We start from the raw sequence: 14,193 nt of genomic DNA, 5'->3' as shown, positions 1-14,193 counted from the left end.
TCGATTTTTTGGAATACCGCATCACATTAAGGAAAAATTCCGTTGACAACCGGTTTGTATGGCTGATATAATATTCGGCTTAAATTGACATACTACTGTCGTTGCGTTATAATCGTTAAGGAAAGAGGTGGTAGTGGTCAATGGCAAAAAATTCGCTGTTGGAGATCAAACGTAGTTTGGAACCTCATGTCGGACAGAAGATTATGTTAAAAGCGAATGGTGGTCGCCGTAAGACAATCGAACGATCCGGTGTATTGGAGGAAACCTACCCTTCCGTTTTTATTGTCAAGCTGGATCAGGAACAGCATGCGTTCAAGCGCGTTTCTTACAGCTATGCAGACATCCTGACAGAATCCGTCGAAGTTACTGTGCATGGCGATGACGGTGAAGTAAGGATTACGATACATCAATAAGTACATAACGGTTGGCCGCTCTTACGGTCAGCCGTTTTTTTAATGGAAGCCAAGATTCCCCATTCTCCCTGGAAAAGACTGCGGACCGTATGATTCTGCTGCGTCAGGTGCATAATAGACCGTACGGATATCATCCTAAAAATGAGGGGGAACGCGATATGGGACGCAGAAGTCGGGGGATCATGTCGGAATCATTCAAATATGAGCTGGCTAAAGATTTGGGATTCTACGATACGGTTCAGCGGGAAGGCTGGGGCGGCATTCGTACGAAGGATGCGGGCAATATGGTCAAGCGAGCGATCCAAATCGCCGAGCAGGCCTTAGCGAACCAGCAATCGGCGGCTGCGCCGGTACGCGAACCGGTCAGCTTCCAGCCGGCGCCGGTTGGTTCTCAAGCCTATGCGCCTTACGGACAAACGCCTTACGCCGGACAACCGTCTTATGGGTTGCCGCCTGCTTATGCAATTGCCCCAAATCCGGTTCAAACGGGCTACACTTCCTTCGCGCCGTAACCCGGACCTTCATTTCCGGAGAATCCTCAAGCTAGAGCGCCCGTTATGGAGCTTTAGCTTTTTTTTGTAGCGTTTTTGGTATAGTATTAGGATGAACGGCATCATGCCTTCGATTAACGGGATGACAGACAGGTGCAAAGAAGGTGTCGACATGAAAGTGTTTGAGAAAGCGCCGGCAAAAATCAATTTGTCGCTGGATGTTTTACATAAGCGTGAAGACGGTTACCATGAAGTCGAAATGGTAATGACCATGGTCGATTTGGCGGACCGTATCGAGATGCAGGAGCTGCCCCGCGATACGATCATTATCTCCAGCCAGGCCGGGTATATCCCGCTCGACGAGAAGAACCTTGCCTTTCAGGCCGCCCGGCTCATTAAAGACCGGTACGACGTGAAGCAGGGCGTATATATTCATTTGGACAAAAAGATTCCCGTGGCCGCGGGCCTGGCCGGAGGAAGCAGCGATGCCGCAGCGACGCTGCGCGGCTTGAACCGGCTGTGGAGGCTCGGGATCGGATCGGACGAGCTGCAGAAGCTTGGGGCTGAGCTGGGCTCGGACGTGCCCTTTTGCGTGACGGGAGGGACGGCCATTGCGCGCGGCCGGGGAGAGAAGCTGGAGCCGATCGAATCGCCGCCTCAGTGCTGGGTCATTTTGGCCAAGCCTCCGATCAATGTGTCCACCTCGGAAATATACGGCAAGCTGAACGCTGCCGGAATCCGGAAGCATCCGTCGACGGAAGGCGTCCTTCGGGCGATTCGCGAGAAGCGGTTCGATCTGCTGTGCAGCGAGCTTGGCAACGTGCTGGAGGAAGTGACGTTGGATCTGTATCCCGAAGTGCGCCAGCTGAAGGAAGTTATGATCAAGCTGGGTGCCGAAGGCGTGCTGATGTCAGGCAGTGGTCCGACGGTGTTCGGCCTCGTGTCCAAGGAAACGAAAATTCCGCGCATTTACAACGGGCTGCGGGGATTTTGCAAGGATGTGTTCGCTGTCCGTCTGCTTACGTAAAGGAGCCAATGAATGTCACGTTTGTGTCATCATCTTTTGCATGGACAGCTTGAATAAATACGTATAAAAATGGTATATTCACAATATATTATTCGGATTTGTAGCTATTTATCCGACGTGTAGGGGGAACGCTCATGAAGAAATTAAAAAGAAGCGCAAGATTGGTCGAGATGACCCAATACTTGCTGATCCGCCCCCATACGCTGATTCCTTTGACGACATTCGCAGACCGATACAATTCCGCCAAATCGTCCATCAGCGAAGATTTGGCTATCATTAAAGAAGTGTTTGAAGAGGAAGGGCTTGGGGAGCTTCAGACGCTCGCGGGAGCAGCCGGCGGCGTCAAGTTCATACCGAAAGTATCGAAATCGCATTCATTGCAATTCATCACCCAGTTGTGCCGCCAGTTGGAGCAGCCCGAACGCATCCTGCCAGGCGGGTATTTGTACATGTCCGATATTATGGGGCAGCCGATGATTTTGAATGAAGTCGGCAAAATGTTCGCATCCGCTTTTTCGGGGAACGATATCGATGTGGTCATGACGGTGGAAACGAAAGGCATCCCGCTGGCCTACGCCACCGCTACTTATTTGAACCTGCCGGTCGTCATCGTGCGCCGCGACAATAAAGTGACGGAAGGTTCCGCCGTCAGTATCAACTACGTATCCGGCTCGAATAAACGCATCCAGACGATGTCTTTGTCCAGACGGGCGCTCAAGGAAGAAGCCAAGGTGCTGATCATCGACGATTTCATGCGGGTGGGCGGAACGATTCATGGCATGATGGACCTGCTGCAGGAGTTTAAAGCCACGGTCAAAGGCGTCGGCGTCTTCGTCGAGTCGGGCGAAGTCGAGGAACATTTGGTCGAGGATTACGTCTCGCTTGCCAAGCTGTCCGCCGTCGACCCGAAGACACGGCAGATTACGGCCGAGCCGGGCAACTATTTTCAAGAAGAGGTTTCTAATCTAATCGAGGAGTGACAAAAGCATATGACATTAGAACGTATCTCTACGGACCGGGCGCCTGCCGCTATCGGTCCTTATTCACAAGCAATCAAATTCGGCAATCTGTTATTTACCTCCGGTCAAATTCCGCTTAATCCCGAAGGCCAAATCGTCGAAGGCGGCATTGCCGAGCAGACGCACCAAGTCTTCCGGAATTTGAAAGCGGTTTTGGAGGAAGCGGGGGCAACATTCGAGAGCGTGATCAAGGCCACGGTGTTCATCAAAGACATGAATCAGTTCGCTGAGGTCAATGAAATCTATGCAACCTACTTCGGAGACCACAAACCGGCGCGTTCAACTGTCGAAGTTGCACGACTGCCGAAGGACGTTTTTGTCGAAATCGAGCTTATTGCGGCGTTAAGTGTCGAATAATTTCAAATTTATAAAGTATTTATAAAATTGCTCAAAAACTTTAGAGATTTAGCAGGAATTTGCCCTAAAATGTGGAATTTATAGTTCATGTCTCCAAGATGGAAAAAGGTGGTGAATCAGAAGTGCAAATTACAGACGTCAGACTTCGCAGGGTGAACTCCGAGGGCAGAATGAAAGCCATTGCTTCCATTACCATCGATAACGAATTTGTAGTCCATGACATTCGTGTGATTGACGGTAACAACGGCATGTTCGTGGCCATGCCTAGCAAGCGGACCCCGGACGGAGAATTCAGAGATATCGCTCACCCGATTTCCTCTTCAACCCGCGAGAAAATTCAAGCGGCCGTGTTAGCGGAATATGAGCGTGCCGCAACGGAAGAGGAAGTCATCGAAGAAGGAGCTTAATACGATTTATGAAGAGGGCCAAAAGGCTCTCTTTTCTTTTATAACCGGGCAGGATATATTGGGACTGGCGTTTCACGGATAGAAACCGTATCATAAAAAGAAAACAATACATTGGATCAAAGGGGATGGACGAAACTTGAACATCATGGGGATCGTACTGGCTGCAGGTCAGGGGAAACGAATGAAATCGAAATTATATAAAGTGCTGCACCAGGTATGCGGTAAACCGATGGTCGATCATGTGGTCACCGCATTGGAAAATATACATGCTTCTCGTACAGTCGTCGTCGTCGGTCACGGAGCGGAAGCCGTTCAAGCGTATTTGGGCGACCGGGTCGAGTATGCGCTGCAGGAGCAGCAGCTCGGGACAGGCCATGCCGTGCTTCAGGCCAAAGATCTGCTGGCCGCGGAGGACGGCTTGACGATTGTCATCTACGGAGATACGCCGCTGATTTCGGACAGCACCCTTGAAGGCATGATCAAGCTGCACCAGGAGAAGGGCGCGGCGGCTACGCTGCTGACGGCGGTTGTGGACGATCCCACCGGCTACGGGCGGATCATCCGGGACGAGCGCGGGTACGTGACGCAGATCGTGGAGCAGAAGGACTGCAACGAAGCGCAGCGCCTGGTCAAGGAAACGAACGTCGGCACCTACTGCTTCGACAACCGGAAGCTGTTCGAAGCGCTGGCGCTTGTGAAAAACGACAATGCGCAGAACGAATACTACATTACGGACGTGATCGGCATCCTCGTCGGTCAGGGGCAGATTGTCGAAGGCTACGTGCTGGAAGACGAGGCAGAGTCGTTCGGCGTGAACGACCGTCTGCAATTGTCTGTGGCGGAGCAAACGATGCGCGAGCGGATTAACCGCCGCCATATGCTTGCGGGCGTTACGATGATCGATCCGGCAAGCACCTATATTGAAGCGGACGTGCAGATCGGAGCGGATACGATAGTGCTGCCGGGAACAATGCTCCGGGGGAAAACGATGATCGGCGAAGACTGTGTCATCGGACCGCAAGCGGATATCACGGATAGTTCGATCGGCAGTGGCGTCACCATCAAGCACTCTGTGCTGCAGGAAGCGGTCGTCGGCGATGGATCGTCCGTAGGACCATATGCTTATTTGCGGCCGGGAGCGGACCTTGGCCAAAACGTAAAAATCGGCGATTTCGTCGAAATCAAAAATGCCAAGCTTGCGGACGACGTGAAGGTGTCGCATTTAAGCTACGTCGGCGATGCGGTCATCGGCCGGAACGTCAACTTCGGCTGCGGAGCGATTACCGTTAACTATGACGGCTTCAACAAGCAGCTGACCGAAGTGGAGGAAGATGCGTTTATCGGCAGCAACGTCAACCTCATCGCTCCGGTCAAAATCGGCAAAGGAGCCTATGTCGTGGCCGGTTCTACCATTACGCACGAAGTCGGAGACGGCGACGTGGCGATTGCCCGGGAACGTCAGGTGAACAAGCAGGGCTACGCCGACAAGCTTCGCACCAAATTTGCGGCGAAGAAGGCGAAGAAGTAAGAGCGGAGCGAACTTATCGCAAGGAACTTGCCGCTAATCCTATACAGCGATGTTTCGAACCTCCTTCAATTGGGTAAAGTAGTAAGAAGCTAGGGCTTCACCCAAATTGAAGGAGGTTTTCTTATGGCTACATCGCTCAAAGCGGAAGCTCGGACAGGCCGGACGAAAAGCGACCGCAACCGGCTGCGGGCCGAGGGAAAAGTCCCCGGCGTCGTCTACGGAAAAAAAGTGACGCAGACGCCGATCGCCATCGACCAGAAGGAACTGCTTGCGCTGCTGAAGACGAATCCGCATGCGGTTATCGACTTGGACGTTCCGCAATTTGGCAAGCAGCCGGTCATGATCAACGAAGTGCAGCGGGATGCGCTGAGCCGCCAACTGCTGCATGTCGATTTTCATCAGATCAATATGGACGAGCCGGTCCAGACGACGGTTCGACTGGAATATATCGGAGACCCTGAAGGGGTTAAGGTCGGCGGGATTCTGCAGATTCAGCACCACGAAATCGAGATCCGCTGTCTGCCGCAGCAGATCCCGGCTTCTATCGAAGTCGATGTCAGCGGGCTTGAAATCGGACAAAGCATGCTCGTATCCGAGCTCAAGCTGCCGGAGGGCGTCGAGGTGAAGACGGACGCGCACGACGTGGTCGCCACGATCCTGACGCCGCAGAAAGAAGCCGAGCCGGAAGCGGAAGCCCCCGAGGGGAATGCCGCCGAGACGGCGGAGAAGGCTGAAGCATAAATTGGAGAGAGCGTGTCGGCTTGGATCGATGCGCTTTTTCTTTATGTCCGCAGCCGCTAGTACCTGCTGCTTATCGCGAAATTGGCGCGGGACGTTTTTTTCGGTTATGATAAGTTTAGGGTATCGTTTCACCCCATGGAGTTGAAAGGGGCAGGTCAGGTTGAAATGGTTTGTGGGTCTCGGCAATCCGGGACGGCAGTACGAAGCGACGCGGCATAATATCGGTTTTATGGCGCTGGACCGTTTTGCCGACAAGCACGGCATCAAAATTACGCAAAGCAAATGCAAGGGACTGCTGGGAGAAGGTCACGTTGCGGGACAGAAGGTGTATCTGCTGAAGCCGCAGACGTACATGAACTTGTCGGGGGAGTCGATGCGCGCCTTCATGGATTTTTACAAAGCCGCCATCGAGGACCTTATCGTCGTGTACGACGATTTGGATACGCCCTACGGGCAAATCCGGCTGCGCTATCAAGGAAGCGCAGGCGGGCATAACGGGATCAAGTCGGCCATCGCCCACTTGGGCACGCAGTCGTTTCGGCGCATTCGAATGGGCATTTCGCGGCCCGCGCCCGGCAGAGACATTGCCGATTACGTGCTGAGCCCGTTCAGCAAAGAAGAGTTTCAACAGATGCCCGGACTGCTCGACAAGACGGTCGATGCCATGGAGCATATATTGGAGCATCCGTTCGAGAAGACAATGGCTAAATTCAACGGCTGAGCCGTTTCCTTTTTGGTAAAGAAAAAGCGTTAGTCTAGAGGCTAATCTCCTCCCATCCCGGCCATAATAAGTAAAAACGGCGCTTGGCAAGGCAAGCGGGAGGAGGAAGTCCAATGGCCCTGAAATATGTTTGTCGTCATTGTCAGACCGTAATCGGAGAAATCCGGCAGGGGGAAGTGAGCGAGTTTCAACTCGGTTTCCATTTCTTGACCCCCGAGGAGCGGAGAGATATAATATCGTATAACCCGAATGGGGATGTCACCGTCAAGGTGGTTTGCGATTACTGCAAGGAAGCGCTGGATGCCAATCCGGAGCTCTCGCTCCTCGCGAATCCTCTGCAATAGGGGTTGTTCGCATTTCGGCTATCCGGCTTTTTGGTTAAGGATCGGCCTAAAGTCCGGTGAATAAGAGGCCGCTGCGCGGGCGGATCGTCCTTCCGATTCGCTGCTTCAGAAGCGATGATGCCCGCACTGCTGCTTATTCACGGGACTTCTAGGCTTTTTTAGTGTTACGCGGTTGAGAGGGGTGTCCTGTTTTGCAGGCTTTAATTCAGGCGTTCTCCGCGGACAACGATTTTCAAAGCGTCGTGTCCGGCCTACGTTCGGGGATGAGAGAACAGTTAATAGCCGGGTTGACCGGTTCTTCGCGGCAGGTGATGCTGGCTTCGCTTTACGAGGAGCTGCAGCAGCCTCTATTTGTCGTGACTCACAATATGTTTTCTGCGCAAAAGATGTTCGAAGATTTGGCCGAGTTGGTGCCGGAAGGCCAGGTTCTGCTGTTTCCGGCCCAGGAGCTTCTGGCGGCCGAAGCGGCGATCGCAAGCCCGGAAATGCTGGCGCAGCGGATCGACGCGCTGTCCAAGCTGGCGGATAACTTTCGCGGGATCGTTATCGTGCCGTATGCCGGGATGCGGCGGCTGCTGCCGGACCAGGCGTCCATTGCGGAAGCCAAGCTTCGCGTCGCCGTTGGAAATACGCTTGACCTGGAGTCGTTCATCGGCCGGATGGTCGAGCTCGGCTACGAACGCGTAGAGCGTGTCGAGAACAAAGGGGAGCTGAGCGTTCGCGGGGGCATTATCGATTTTTATCCGCTCACTTCGCCGAACCCGTACCGGATTGAGCTGTTCGATATTGAGGTGGACTCGATTCGGACGTTCGACCCGGCCGATCAGCGGTCGATTCATAAATGCTCCGAGCTTGTCATTACGGCCTGTCGTGAAATCGTAGCCGACCGTAAACGGTTACAATCGGCGGCGCAGCATGCGTATGAGCTGCTCCAGGAGCAGATCGGCAAAATGTCGGACCGAGGGGCGAAGGACCGGCTACTCGAAGGCATCGGTCACGAGATCGAGCTGCTACGCGAGGGGCAGCATTTTCAAGGGATGTTCAAATACGTCTCCTTGCTGTTCCCGCAGCGCCAGACGTTGCTCGATTACATGCCCAAGGATTCCATTCTTATCGTGGACGAACCGGCCCGGCTGCTGGAGACGGCTAAACAGCTGGAGAAGGACGAGGCCGAATGGATGACCATGTCGCTGCAGGACGGCAAGTGCCTGCCACAGCTCGTGCTGTCGAAGCCGTACGAGACGCTGCTGCACCGCAGACCGTATCCGACCTTGTACATGTCGCTGTTCCTGCGTCAGGTGCCGCAGACGTCGCCGCAGAACATCGTCAACTTCATGTGCCGCCTGATGCAAAATTTCCACGGGCAGATGAATCTGCTAAAAAGCGAAATGGAGCGCTGGAAAAAGTCCGGCGCGAAGGTGATGATGGTCGCGAGCGGTGCGGAGCGGGTCGACCGCATCAAGCGCGTGCTGGCCGACTATCACATTGAAGAGCCGCAAATCGTCGACGGCAGTCTGCAGACCGGCTTCGAGCTGCCGGGCATACATCTGGTCGTCATTACCGAAGGCGAGATGTTCACGCAGAAGCAGCGCAAAGCGCGCAAGGTGGACAAAAAGATCGAAAACGCCGAGCGGATTAAAAATTACCAAGAGCTCAAAATCGGCGATTACGTCGTCCACGTCAACCACGGGATCGGTAAATTTGTCGGCATCGGCACGCTTGAGGTCGGCGGCATTCATAAAGATTATCTACACATCCTGTACGCCGGCGGCGACAAGCTGTCGGTGCCGATCGATCAGATCGATCATGTGCAGAAGTACGTCGGCTCGGAAGAAGGCAAGGAACCGAAGGTCTATAAGCTCGGAGGCGCCGACTGGAATCGGGTGAAAAGCAAGGCCCGCGCGTCCGTACAGGATATTGCCGACGATCTGATCAAGCTGTACGCGGATCGTCAAGCGACGCCGGGCTACGCTTTCAATCAAGATTCGAACTACCAGCAGGAATTCGAGGGCATGTTCCCGTACGAGGAAACGTCGGATCAGCTTCGGGCCATTGAAGAAATCAAGAAAGACATGGAGAAGCCCAGACCGATGGACCGCTTGCTGTGCGGCGACGTCGGATACGGGAAAACCGAGGTGGCGATCCGCGCGGCGTTCAAGGCGGCGATTGACGGCAAGCAGGTAGCGGTGCTCGTGCCGACGACCATCTTGGCGCAGCAGCATTACGAGACGTTCCGGGAGCGGTTCTCGGGCTATCCGTTCAACATTCAAGTGCTCAGCCGGTTCCGCTCCAAGAAGGAGCAGACCGAAACGATGAAAGGCATCAAGAACGGCACCGTGGACGTGGTGATCGGGACGCACCGGCTGTTGTCGAAGGATGTGCAGTTCAAGGATTTGGGGCTGCTGATTGTCGACGAAGAACAGCGCTTCGGCGTATCGCACAAGGAAAAGCTGAAGCGGCTGAAGACGAACGTGGACGTGCTGACGCTGACCGCGACGCCGATTCCCCGTACTCTGCATATGTCCATGCTCGGCGTACGGGATTTGTCGGTCATCGAGACGCCGCCGGAAAACCGTTTTCCGGTGCAAACGTATGTCGTCGAATACAGCGCCTCGCTGGTTAGGGAAGCGATCGAACGGGAACTGGCGCGCGAGGGCCAGGTCTATTACCTGTTCAACCGCGTGCAGGGAATTACCCAAATGGCCGATCAAATCTCGATGCTCGTGCCTGACGCCCGAGTGACGGTTGCGCACGGCCAAATGTCCGAGCAGGAGCTGGAGAAGACCATTCTCGACTTCCTGGACGGTGAGTACGACGTGCTGGTCAGCACCAGCATCATCGAAACCGGGGTCGATATCCCGAACGTCAATACGCTGATCGTCCACGACGCCGACAAGATGGGCTTGTCTCAGCTGTATCAGCTTCGCGGCCGGGTCGGTCGCTCGAACCGGATCGCTTACGCCTACTTTACGTACCAGCGCGACAAGGTGCTGACGGAGGTGGCGGAGAAGCGGCTGCAGGCGATAAAAGAGTTTACAGAACTTGGATCCGGGTTTAAAATTGCGATGAGAGACTTGTCCATCCGCGGTGCGGGCAACTTGCTCGGTGCGGAGCAGCACGGATTTATCGCGTCGGTAGGCTTCGATCTGTATTCGCAAATGCTGGCCGAGGAAATTCAGAAGCGCAAGAAGGAATTGGGCGGCGAAGCCGTGCAGGAGACGAAAGTATGGTCGACGCAGCTCGATATCCAGCTGGACGCTTACATTCCCGGCGACTACATTTACGACAGCGTGCAAAAAATCGAGATTTACAAAAAAGTCGCGGCCATTCAAACTTTGGATGAAGCGATGGAGCTTGAGGACGAATTGGTCGACCGTTTTGGCGATCTGCCGGATGCGGTGCAAAATTTGTTGACCGCCGCACGGCTGAAGGTGTACGGTGCCTTGTACGGCATTGAGATCATCTCGCAGAAGGGGCTCGATTACGAGCTGAAAATTCACCCCGATCAGAACGGCAACCTGGACGGACAGAAGCTGTTCCAGCTGTCGGGCGAATTCGAGAATCGGGTCAAGCTGATCAGCGGACCGCAAATCCACATCGAGCTCAAGGGAAAAGGATTGAAGCCAGAAGAAACCATCGCTTTGCTGGAAAGGTTTCTGGTACAATACAAGCGTGTGTTGAAATCGAAGGGAGAGCTGCAGAATGTGGCAAAATAAACGGAAACCGTTGCGGAAAGGGCTTATGGCTCTTTGTGCGCTCGTATTGATCGCGGGTGTCGCTGCAGGTTGCGGCAAGAAAAAGGACGAAGCGGCAACGGCTGCTGCCGATAAAGGCAAACCGAGCGAGGTGCTTGTGACATACAAGGACGGACAAGTCACGCGCGGCGAATTCGATACCTTTTTGAACGTGAACGCGTTCTTTTATAAGCAATATGCGCAATTCAAGGACGACCCTGCCTTTCAGCAGGATATGATGAAGCAGCTCGTCACTTTTAAAATTTTGTCCTCCCGTGCGGACGACAAAGCGAAGGCGGAAGCTGAAAAGCAGTATAACACCCAGTTCGAACAAATCAAGGGCTTCCTGAACGCTCAGGAAGGCGGCATGGAGAAGCAGCTCAAGGATGCGAAGCTGGAGCAGAAAGACGTGGAGGAGTTCGTGAAGCGCAGCATCACGGCGATTGTCTCCGAGGAAAGCAAAGTGTCCGACCAAGAGATTCAAACGGCTTATAACACCAAATTGGAGCAGGACAAAACCGCCTATGTGACGGCAACGGTCAGACATATTCTGGTCGGGATCAACGATCCTGCGACAGGCAAGGAAACTCGCTCCAAGGAAGATGCGCTTAAGCGTGCGAAGGAAGTTCAGGACAAGCTGAACAAGGGCGGCGACTTTGACGCGCTGGCGAAAGAATATTCGGACGACCCGGGCTCGAAAGAGAATGGCGGCAAGTACGAGAACGCGGACATCTCCCAGTGGGTGCCCGAGTTTAAGAAAGCGGCGGCGGAACTGCCGATCGGGAAGATCAGCGATCCGGTGGAAACGTCGTTCGGCTACCATGTAATGAAAGTGGAATCCCGCAACACCAAAACGCTCGATGATGTCAAGCCGGAGCTGCGCTCCGCAGCGGCCGAGATGAAGGTGTACGATTTTGTGGAGAAAGAACTGCCGGGTCTGATTCAGACGAACAACCTGCCGAAGCCGGAGGAGAAAAAGCCGGCGGAAGCTCCGAAAACCGACGCGCCTAAAAACGATGCTCCGAAAACGGACGCTCCAAAAACGGATGCGCCGAAGACGGAAGGCGGCAAGTAACAATTACCAGGGTACCCCATGGGGTGCCCTGTTTTGTTTTCATTTTTTTGGACATAATGTAAACAGCGACGGCTTAATCGTTCGACCAAGCGCCTGCAACCGTGCCGGAGCGGGACATGCATAGGCCGCCGGGAGTTGAAGAATACTAGGGTCAGTCGAATTCCCTCCATTTTGCATACAGGGTCATATCCAGTCTGTATCCCATTCTTCTTGGAAAGCGAGGCATCTAGAAACATGAAAGCAACTGGAATCGTTCGTCGTATCGACGATCTTGGCAGGGTCGTAATCCCGAAGGAGATACGCCGCACCCTGCGTATTCGGGAAGGGGATCCGCTTGAAATTTTTGTGGACCGGGACGGGGAAGTTATTTTAAAGAAATATTCTCCGATCGGCGAGCTTGGCGATTTTGCCAAGGAATATGCCGAATCGCTCTATGAGAGCACGAACCATATCACGATGATATCCGACCGCGATACGATCATTGCCGTGGCCGGCGGCTCAAAAAAAGATTTTTTGGAGAAGCAGATCGGTTCGCTGGTTGAACAAAGCATGGAAAACCGCAAAGCGACACTGGAAACCAGCGGCGGCTCTTATGAAATTTGTAAGGACGTTACGGAGACGTACAGCTCGTATGTAATTGCACCGATCGTGGCGGGGGGCGATCCGATCGGTTCGGTGATTTTGCTGAACAAGGACGAGAACGTGAAGATGGGTCAAATGGAATTGAAGATGGCGGAAACGGCCGCCGGCTTTCTGGCAAAGCAGATGGAGCAATAGCTCCGCCGATGGACAGCGATGCGCAGCTTCCTGATAAGAATCCCTTGGAGGGAATCGGGAAGCTTTTTGCGTTTTTGGAAAAGGATTGCGAATTGCGGTATAATGGGGCTGCAAAATCTGTCCGAATGGGTCTCTCGCCGGACGGATGAGGGACCGGTCGCGGGAACGAAGGGGAAGCGTGATGAAAGAGCGATCGGAGCGGATGGAGGCAGGCGGGCCTGAGGTGACGAACAGCAAAGACCGGGACGGCGGAAAAGGCTCGGCGCTGCTGCAAGGGGCGGCCCTGCTCGGTCTGGCGGCCGTCATTTCGAAGCTGATCGGCACGCTGCAAAAAATTCCGCTGCAAAATCTGGCGGGCGATGCGGTCTTTGGTATATACAATGCCGTGTATCCGTTGTACATATTGATTTTGGTTTTGGCTACGGCCGGATTTCCTCTGGTCGTATCGAAGTTTGTGTCGGAGTATGCAGCCGAACGGCAGTATCATGAGGCCCGGCGCGTGCTCCGGGTGGCTTCCTTATCGCTGATGGTCACCGGAATCATCTTTTTTTCGCTGCTGTATTTCGGGGCGGAGACGCTTGCGCGATGGATGGCTGCGCCGCAAACGGCTCCGGCGATACGAAGCGTGTCGTATGCCCTGCTCGTCGTGCCTCTAATGTCTGCACTGCGCGGTTACTATCAAGGCTACCAGGATATGCGGCCGACCGCTTGGTCTCAGGTGGTGGAGCAGACGGTGCGGGTGGCGACGATGGTCGTTCTGCTGCTGGCTCTGATGCGGCTTGGCTTGGGGCCGGAACGAATCGCCGCAGGCGCGACGTTCGGCTCGGTGACGGGCGCGCTGGCGGGACTCGCGGTCATGCTGTGGTACTGGCGTAAGGAGCCGAGACGCGAGCAAGTCCCGGGTGAGGGGGACGGCGGCGGCTGGCGGCGCGACTGGGCGCTGGCGAAACGGCTGGCCGCCTATGCGCTGCCGCTCTGTCTCGGCTCCGTAGCGATGCCGATCTTAACGCTCGTCGATTCGTTTACGATGCCCCGGCTGCTTCGTTCGGCCGGCTTCGACGAGAGCGAAGCGTTGTATCAGTTCGGGCTGTACAACCACGGGCTGCCGCTCGTGCAACTGGTCGCGATGATCGCCTCTTCGATGTCCGCGGCGCTCGTTCCGGCGATCGCCGAAGCGCTCCGGCGCGGCGATGCGGAGGCGGTGCGCGCACGCGCGGGCTTGTCCCTGCGGCTGACCTGGCTGATCGGGCTTGCCGCTTCGTTCGGGCTCGCTCTGCTGGCGGAGCCGCTGAACGTGATGTTCTTCAAGAGCGCCGAAGGCACGGCGGCGATGGCGGTCTTGGCGTTCACCGCCCTGTTCTCGGCGGTGAACATCGTCGCGGGAAGCGTGCTGCAGGGCCTCGGCGCCGTGCGCGCGCCGGTGCTGTACCTGCTGCTCGCCGCCGCGGTGAAAGTCGCCGCCAGCGTGGCGCTCGTGCCGCGCTACGGCATCGAAGGCGCCGCCTGGGCGTCGCTCGCCGCCTACGCGCTCGCCGGCGGCCTCGCGCTCGCGCACGCGC

The 14,193-nt window shown here is 55.0% G+C and carries 13 protein-coding genes and 1 pseudogene; all 14 read left to right on the top strand.

Annotation, left to right across the window (positions count from 1 at the left end; all coding sequences use genetic code 11):
* The first annotated feature begins 140 nt into the window (after positions 1-140).
* Positions 141-413 (top strand): biofilm formation stimulator Veg, encoded by a 273-nt coding sequence (veg, locus tag KQX66_RS35500; RefSeq protein ID WP_090674585.1) that lies wholly within the window; start codon positions 141-143, stop codon positions 411-413.
* Positions 414-571: 158 nt separating this feature from the next.
* Positions 572-745 (top strand): annotated as a pseudogene (locus KQX66_RS35495) (small, acid-soluble spore protein, alpha/beta type); the annotation flags it as partial.
* A gap of 331 nt (positions 746-1,076) precedes the next feature.
* Positions 1,077-1,931 (top strand): 4-(cytidine 5'-diphospho)-2-C-methyl-D-erythritol kinase, encoded by an 855-nt coding sequence (gene ispE, locus KQX66_RS35490; RefSeq protein ID WP_216798251.1) that lies wholly within the window; start codon positions 1,077-1,079, stop codon positions 1,929-1,931.
* Positions 1,932-2,065: 134 nt separating this feature from the next.
* Complete coding sequence (gene purR, locus KQX66_RS35485; protein ID WP_025846823.1) at positions 2,066-2,911, top strand: pur operon repressor; 846 nt, start codon at positions 2,066-2,068, stop codon at positions 2,909-2,911.
* 9 nt (positions 2,912-2,920) lie between these two features.
* A complete protein-coding gene (locus KQX66_RS35480) occupies positions 2,921-3,307 on the top strand; it encodes a RidA family protein (protein ID WP_216798250.1) in 387 nt (128 codons plus the stop codon).
* A gap of 122 nt (positions 3,308-3,429) precedes the next feature.
* Entirely contained in the window at positions 3,430-3,714 is a 285-nt protein-coding gene (gene spoVG, locus KQX66_RS35475; RefSeq protein WP_010501706.1) for a septation regulator SpoVG, read from the top strand.
* A gap of 145 nt (positions 3,715-3,859) precedes the next feature.
* Positions 3,860-5,242 (top strand): bifunctional UDP-N-acetylglucosamine diphosphorylase/glucosamine-1-phosphate N-acetyltransferase GlmU, encoded by a 1,383-nt coding sequence (glmU, locus tag KQX66_RS35470; protein WP_216798266.1) that lies wholly within the window; start codon positions 3,860-3,862, stop codon positions 5,240-5,242.
* Positions 5,243-5,365: 123 nt separating this feature from the next.
* Complete coding sequence (locus tag KQX66_RS35465; protein ID WP_054973608.1) at positions 5,366-5,983, top strand: 50S ribosomal protein L25; 618 nt, start codon at positions 5,366-5,368, stop codon at positions 5,981-5,983.
* Between the two features lie 160 nt (positions 5,984-6,143).
* A complete protein-coding gene (pth, locus tag KQX66_RS35460) occupies positions 6,144-6,704 on the top strand; it encodes an aminoacyl-tRNA hydrolase (RefSeq protein ID WP_216798249.1) in 561 nt (186 codons plus the stop codon).
* 113 nt (positions 6,705-6,817) lie between these two features.
* Positions 6,818-7,048, top strand: coding sequence for an anti-sigma-F factor Fin (gene fin / locus KQX66_RS35455; RefSeq protein ID WP_010501715.1), 231 nt, complete (start codon positions 6,818-6,820; stop codon positions 7,046-7,048).
* Between the two features lie 191 nt (positions 7,049-7,239).
* A complete protein-coding gene (mfd, locus tag KQX66_RS35450) occupies positions 7,240-10,764 on the top strand; it encodes a transcription-repair coupling factor (RefSeq protein WP_216798248.1) in 3,525 nt (1,174 codons plus the stop codon).
* Positions 10,751-11,857, top strand: coding sequence for a peptidylprolyl isomerase (locus KQX66_RS35445; protein ID WP_216798247.1), 1,107 nt, complete (start codon positions 10,751-10,753; stop codon positions 11,855-11,857). The genes mfd and KQX66_RS35445 overlap by 14 nt, the downstream gene beginning before the upstream one ends.
* A 234-nt stretch (positions 11,858-12,091) precedes the next feature.
* Positions 12,092-12,634 carry a stage V sporulation protein T gene (gene spoVT, locus KQX66_RS35440; protein ID WP_216798246.1) on the top strand — a complete coding sequence of 181 codons (543 nt, stop codon included), beginning with the start codon at positions 12,092-12,094 and terminating at the stop codon, positions 12,632-12,634.
* A gap of 181 nt (positions 12,635-12,815) precedes the next feature.
* Positions 12,816-14,193: polysaccharide biosynthesis protein (locus KQX66_RS35435; protein ID WP_253957656.1), on the top strand; the 1,378-nt coding region annotated here is incomplete at its 3' end.

The sequence above is a fragment of the Paenibacillus oleatilyticus genome, assembly GCF_018998565.1.
In the GTDB taxonomy this organism is placed as follows: Bacteria; Bacillota; Bacilli; order Paenibacillales; family NBRC-103111; genus Paenibacillus_G; species Paenibacillus_G oleatilyticus.
Note: the sequence above shows the minus strand (reverse complement) of the source record. Positions and strands in the feature narration are given on the sequence as shown.

What these genes read in the sequence shown, in the direction of transcription:
- veg (WP_090674585.1), top strand. Translation starts at nt 141, where the DNA reads ATGGCAAAAAATTCGCTGTTGGAGATCAAACGTAGTTTGGAACCTCAT.
- fin (WP_010501715.1), top strand. Translation starts at nt 6,818, where the DNA reads ATGGCCCTGAAATATGTTTGTCGTCATTGTCAGACCGTAATCGGAGAA.
- KQX66_RS35480 (WP_216798250.1), top strand. Translation starts at nt 2,921, where the DNA reads ATGACATTAGAACGTATCTCTACGGACCGGGCGCCTGCCGCTATCGGT.
- glmU (WP_216798266.1), top strand. Translation starts at nt 3,860, where the DNA reads ATGGGGATCGTACTGGCTGCAGGTCAGGGGAAACGAATGAAATCGAAA.
- KQX66_RS35445 (WP_216798247.1), top strand. Translation starts at nt 10,751, where the DNA reads ATGTGGCAAAATAAACGGAAACCGTTGCGGAAAGGGCTTATGGCTCTT.
- purR (WP_025846823.1), top strand. Translation starts at nt 2,066, where the DNA reads ATGAAGAAATTAAAAAGAAGCGCAAGATTGGTCGAGATGACCCAATAC.
- ispE (WP_216798251.1), top strand. Translation starts at nt 1,077, where the DNA reads ATGAAAGTGTTTGAGAAAGCGCCGGCAAAAATCAATTTGTCGCTGGAT.
- KQX66_RS35465 (WP_054973608.1), top strand. Translation starts at nt 5,366, where the DNA reads ATGGCTACATCGCTCAAAGCGGAAGCTCGGACAGGCCGGACGAAAAGC.
- spoVT (WP_216798246.1), top strand. Translation starts at nt 12,092, where the DNA reads ATGAAAGCAACTGGAATCGTTCGTCGTATCGACGATCTTGGCAGGGTC.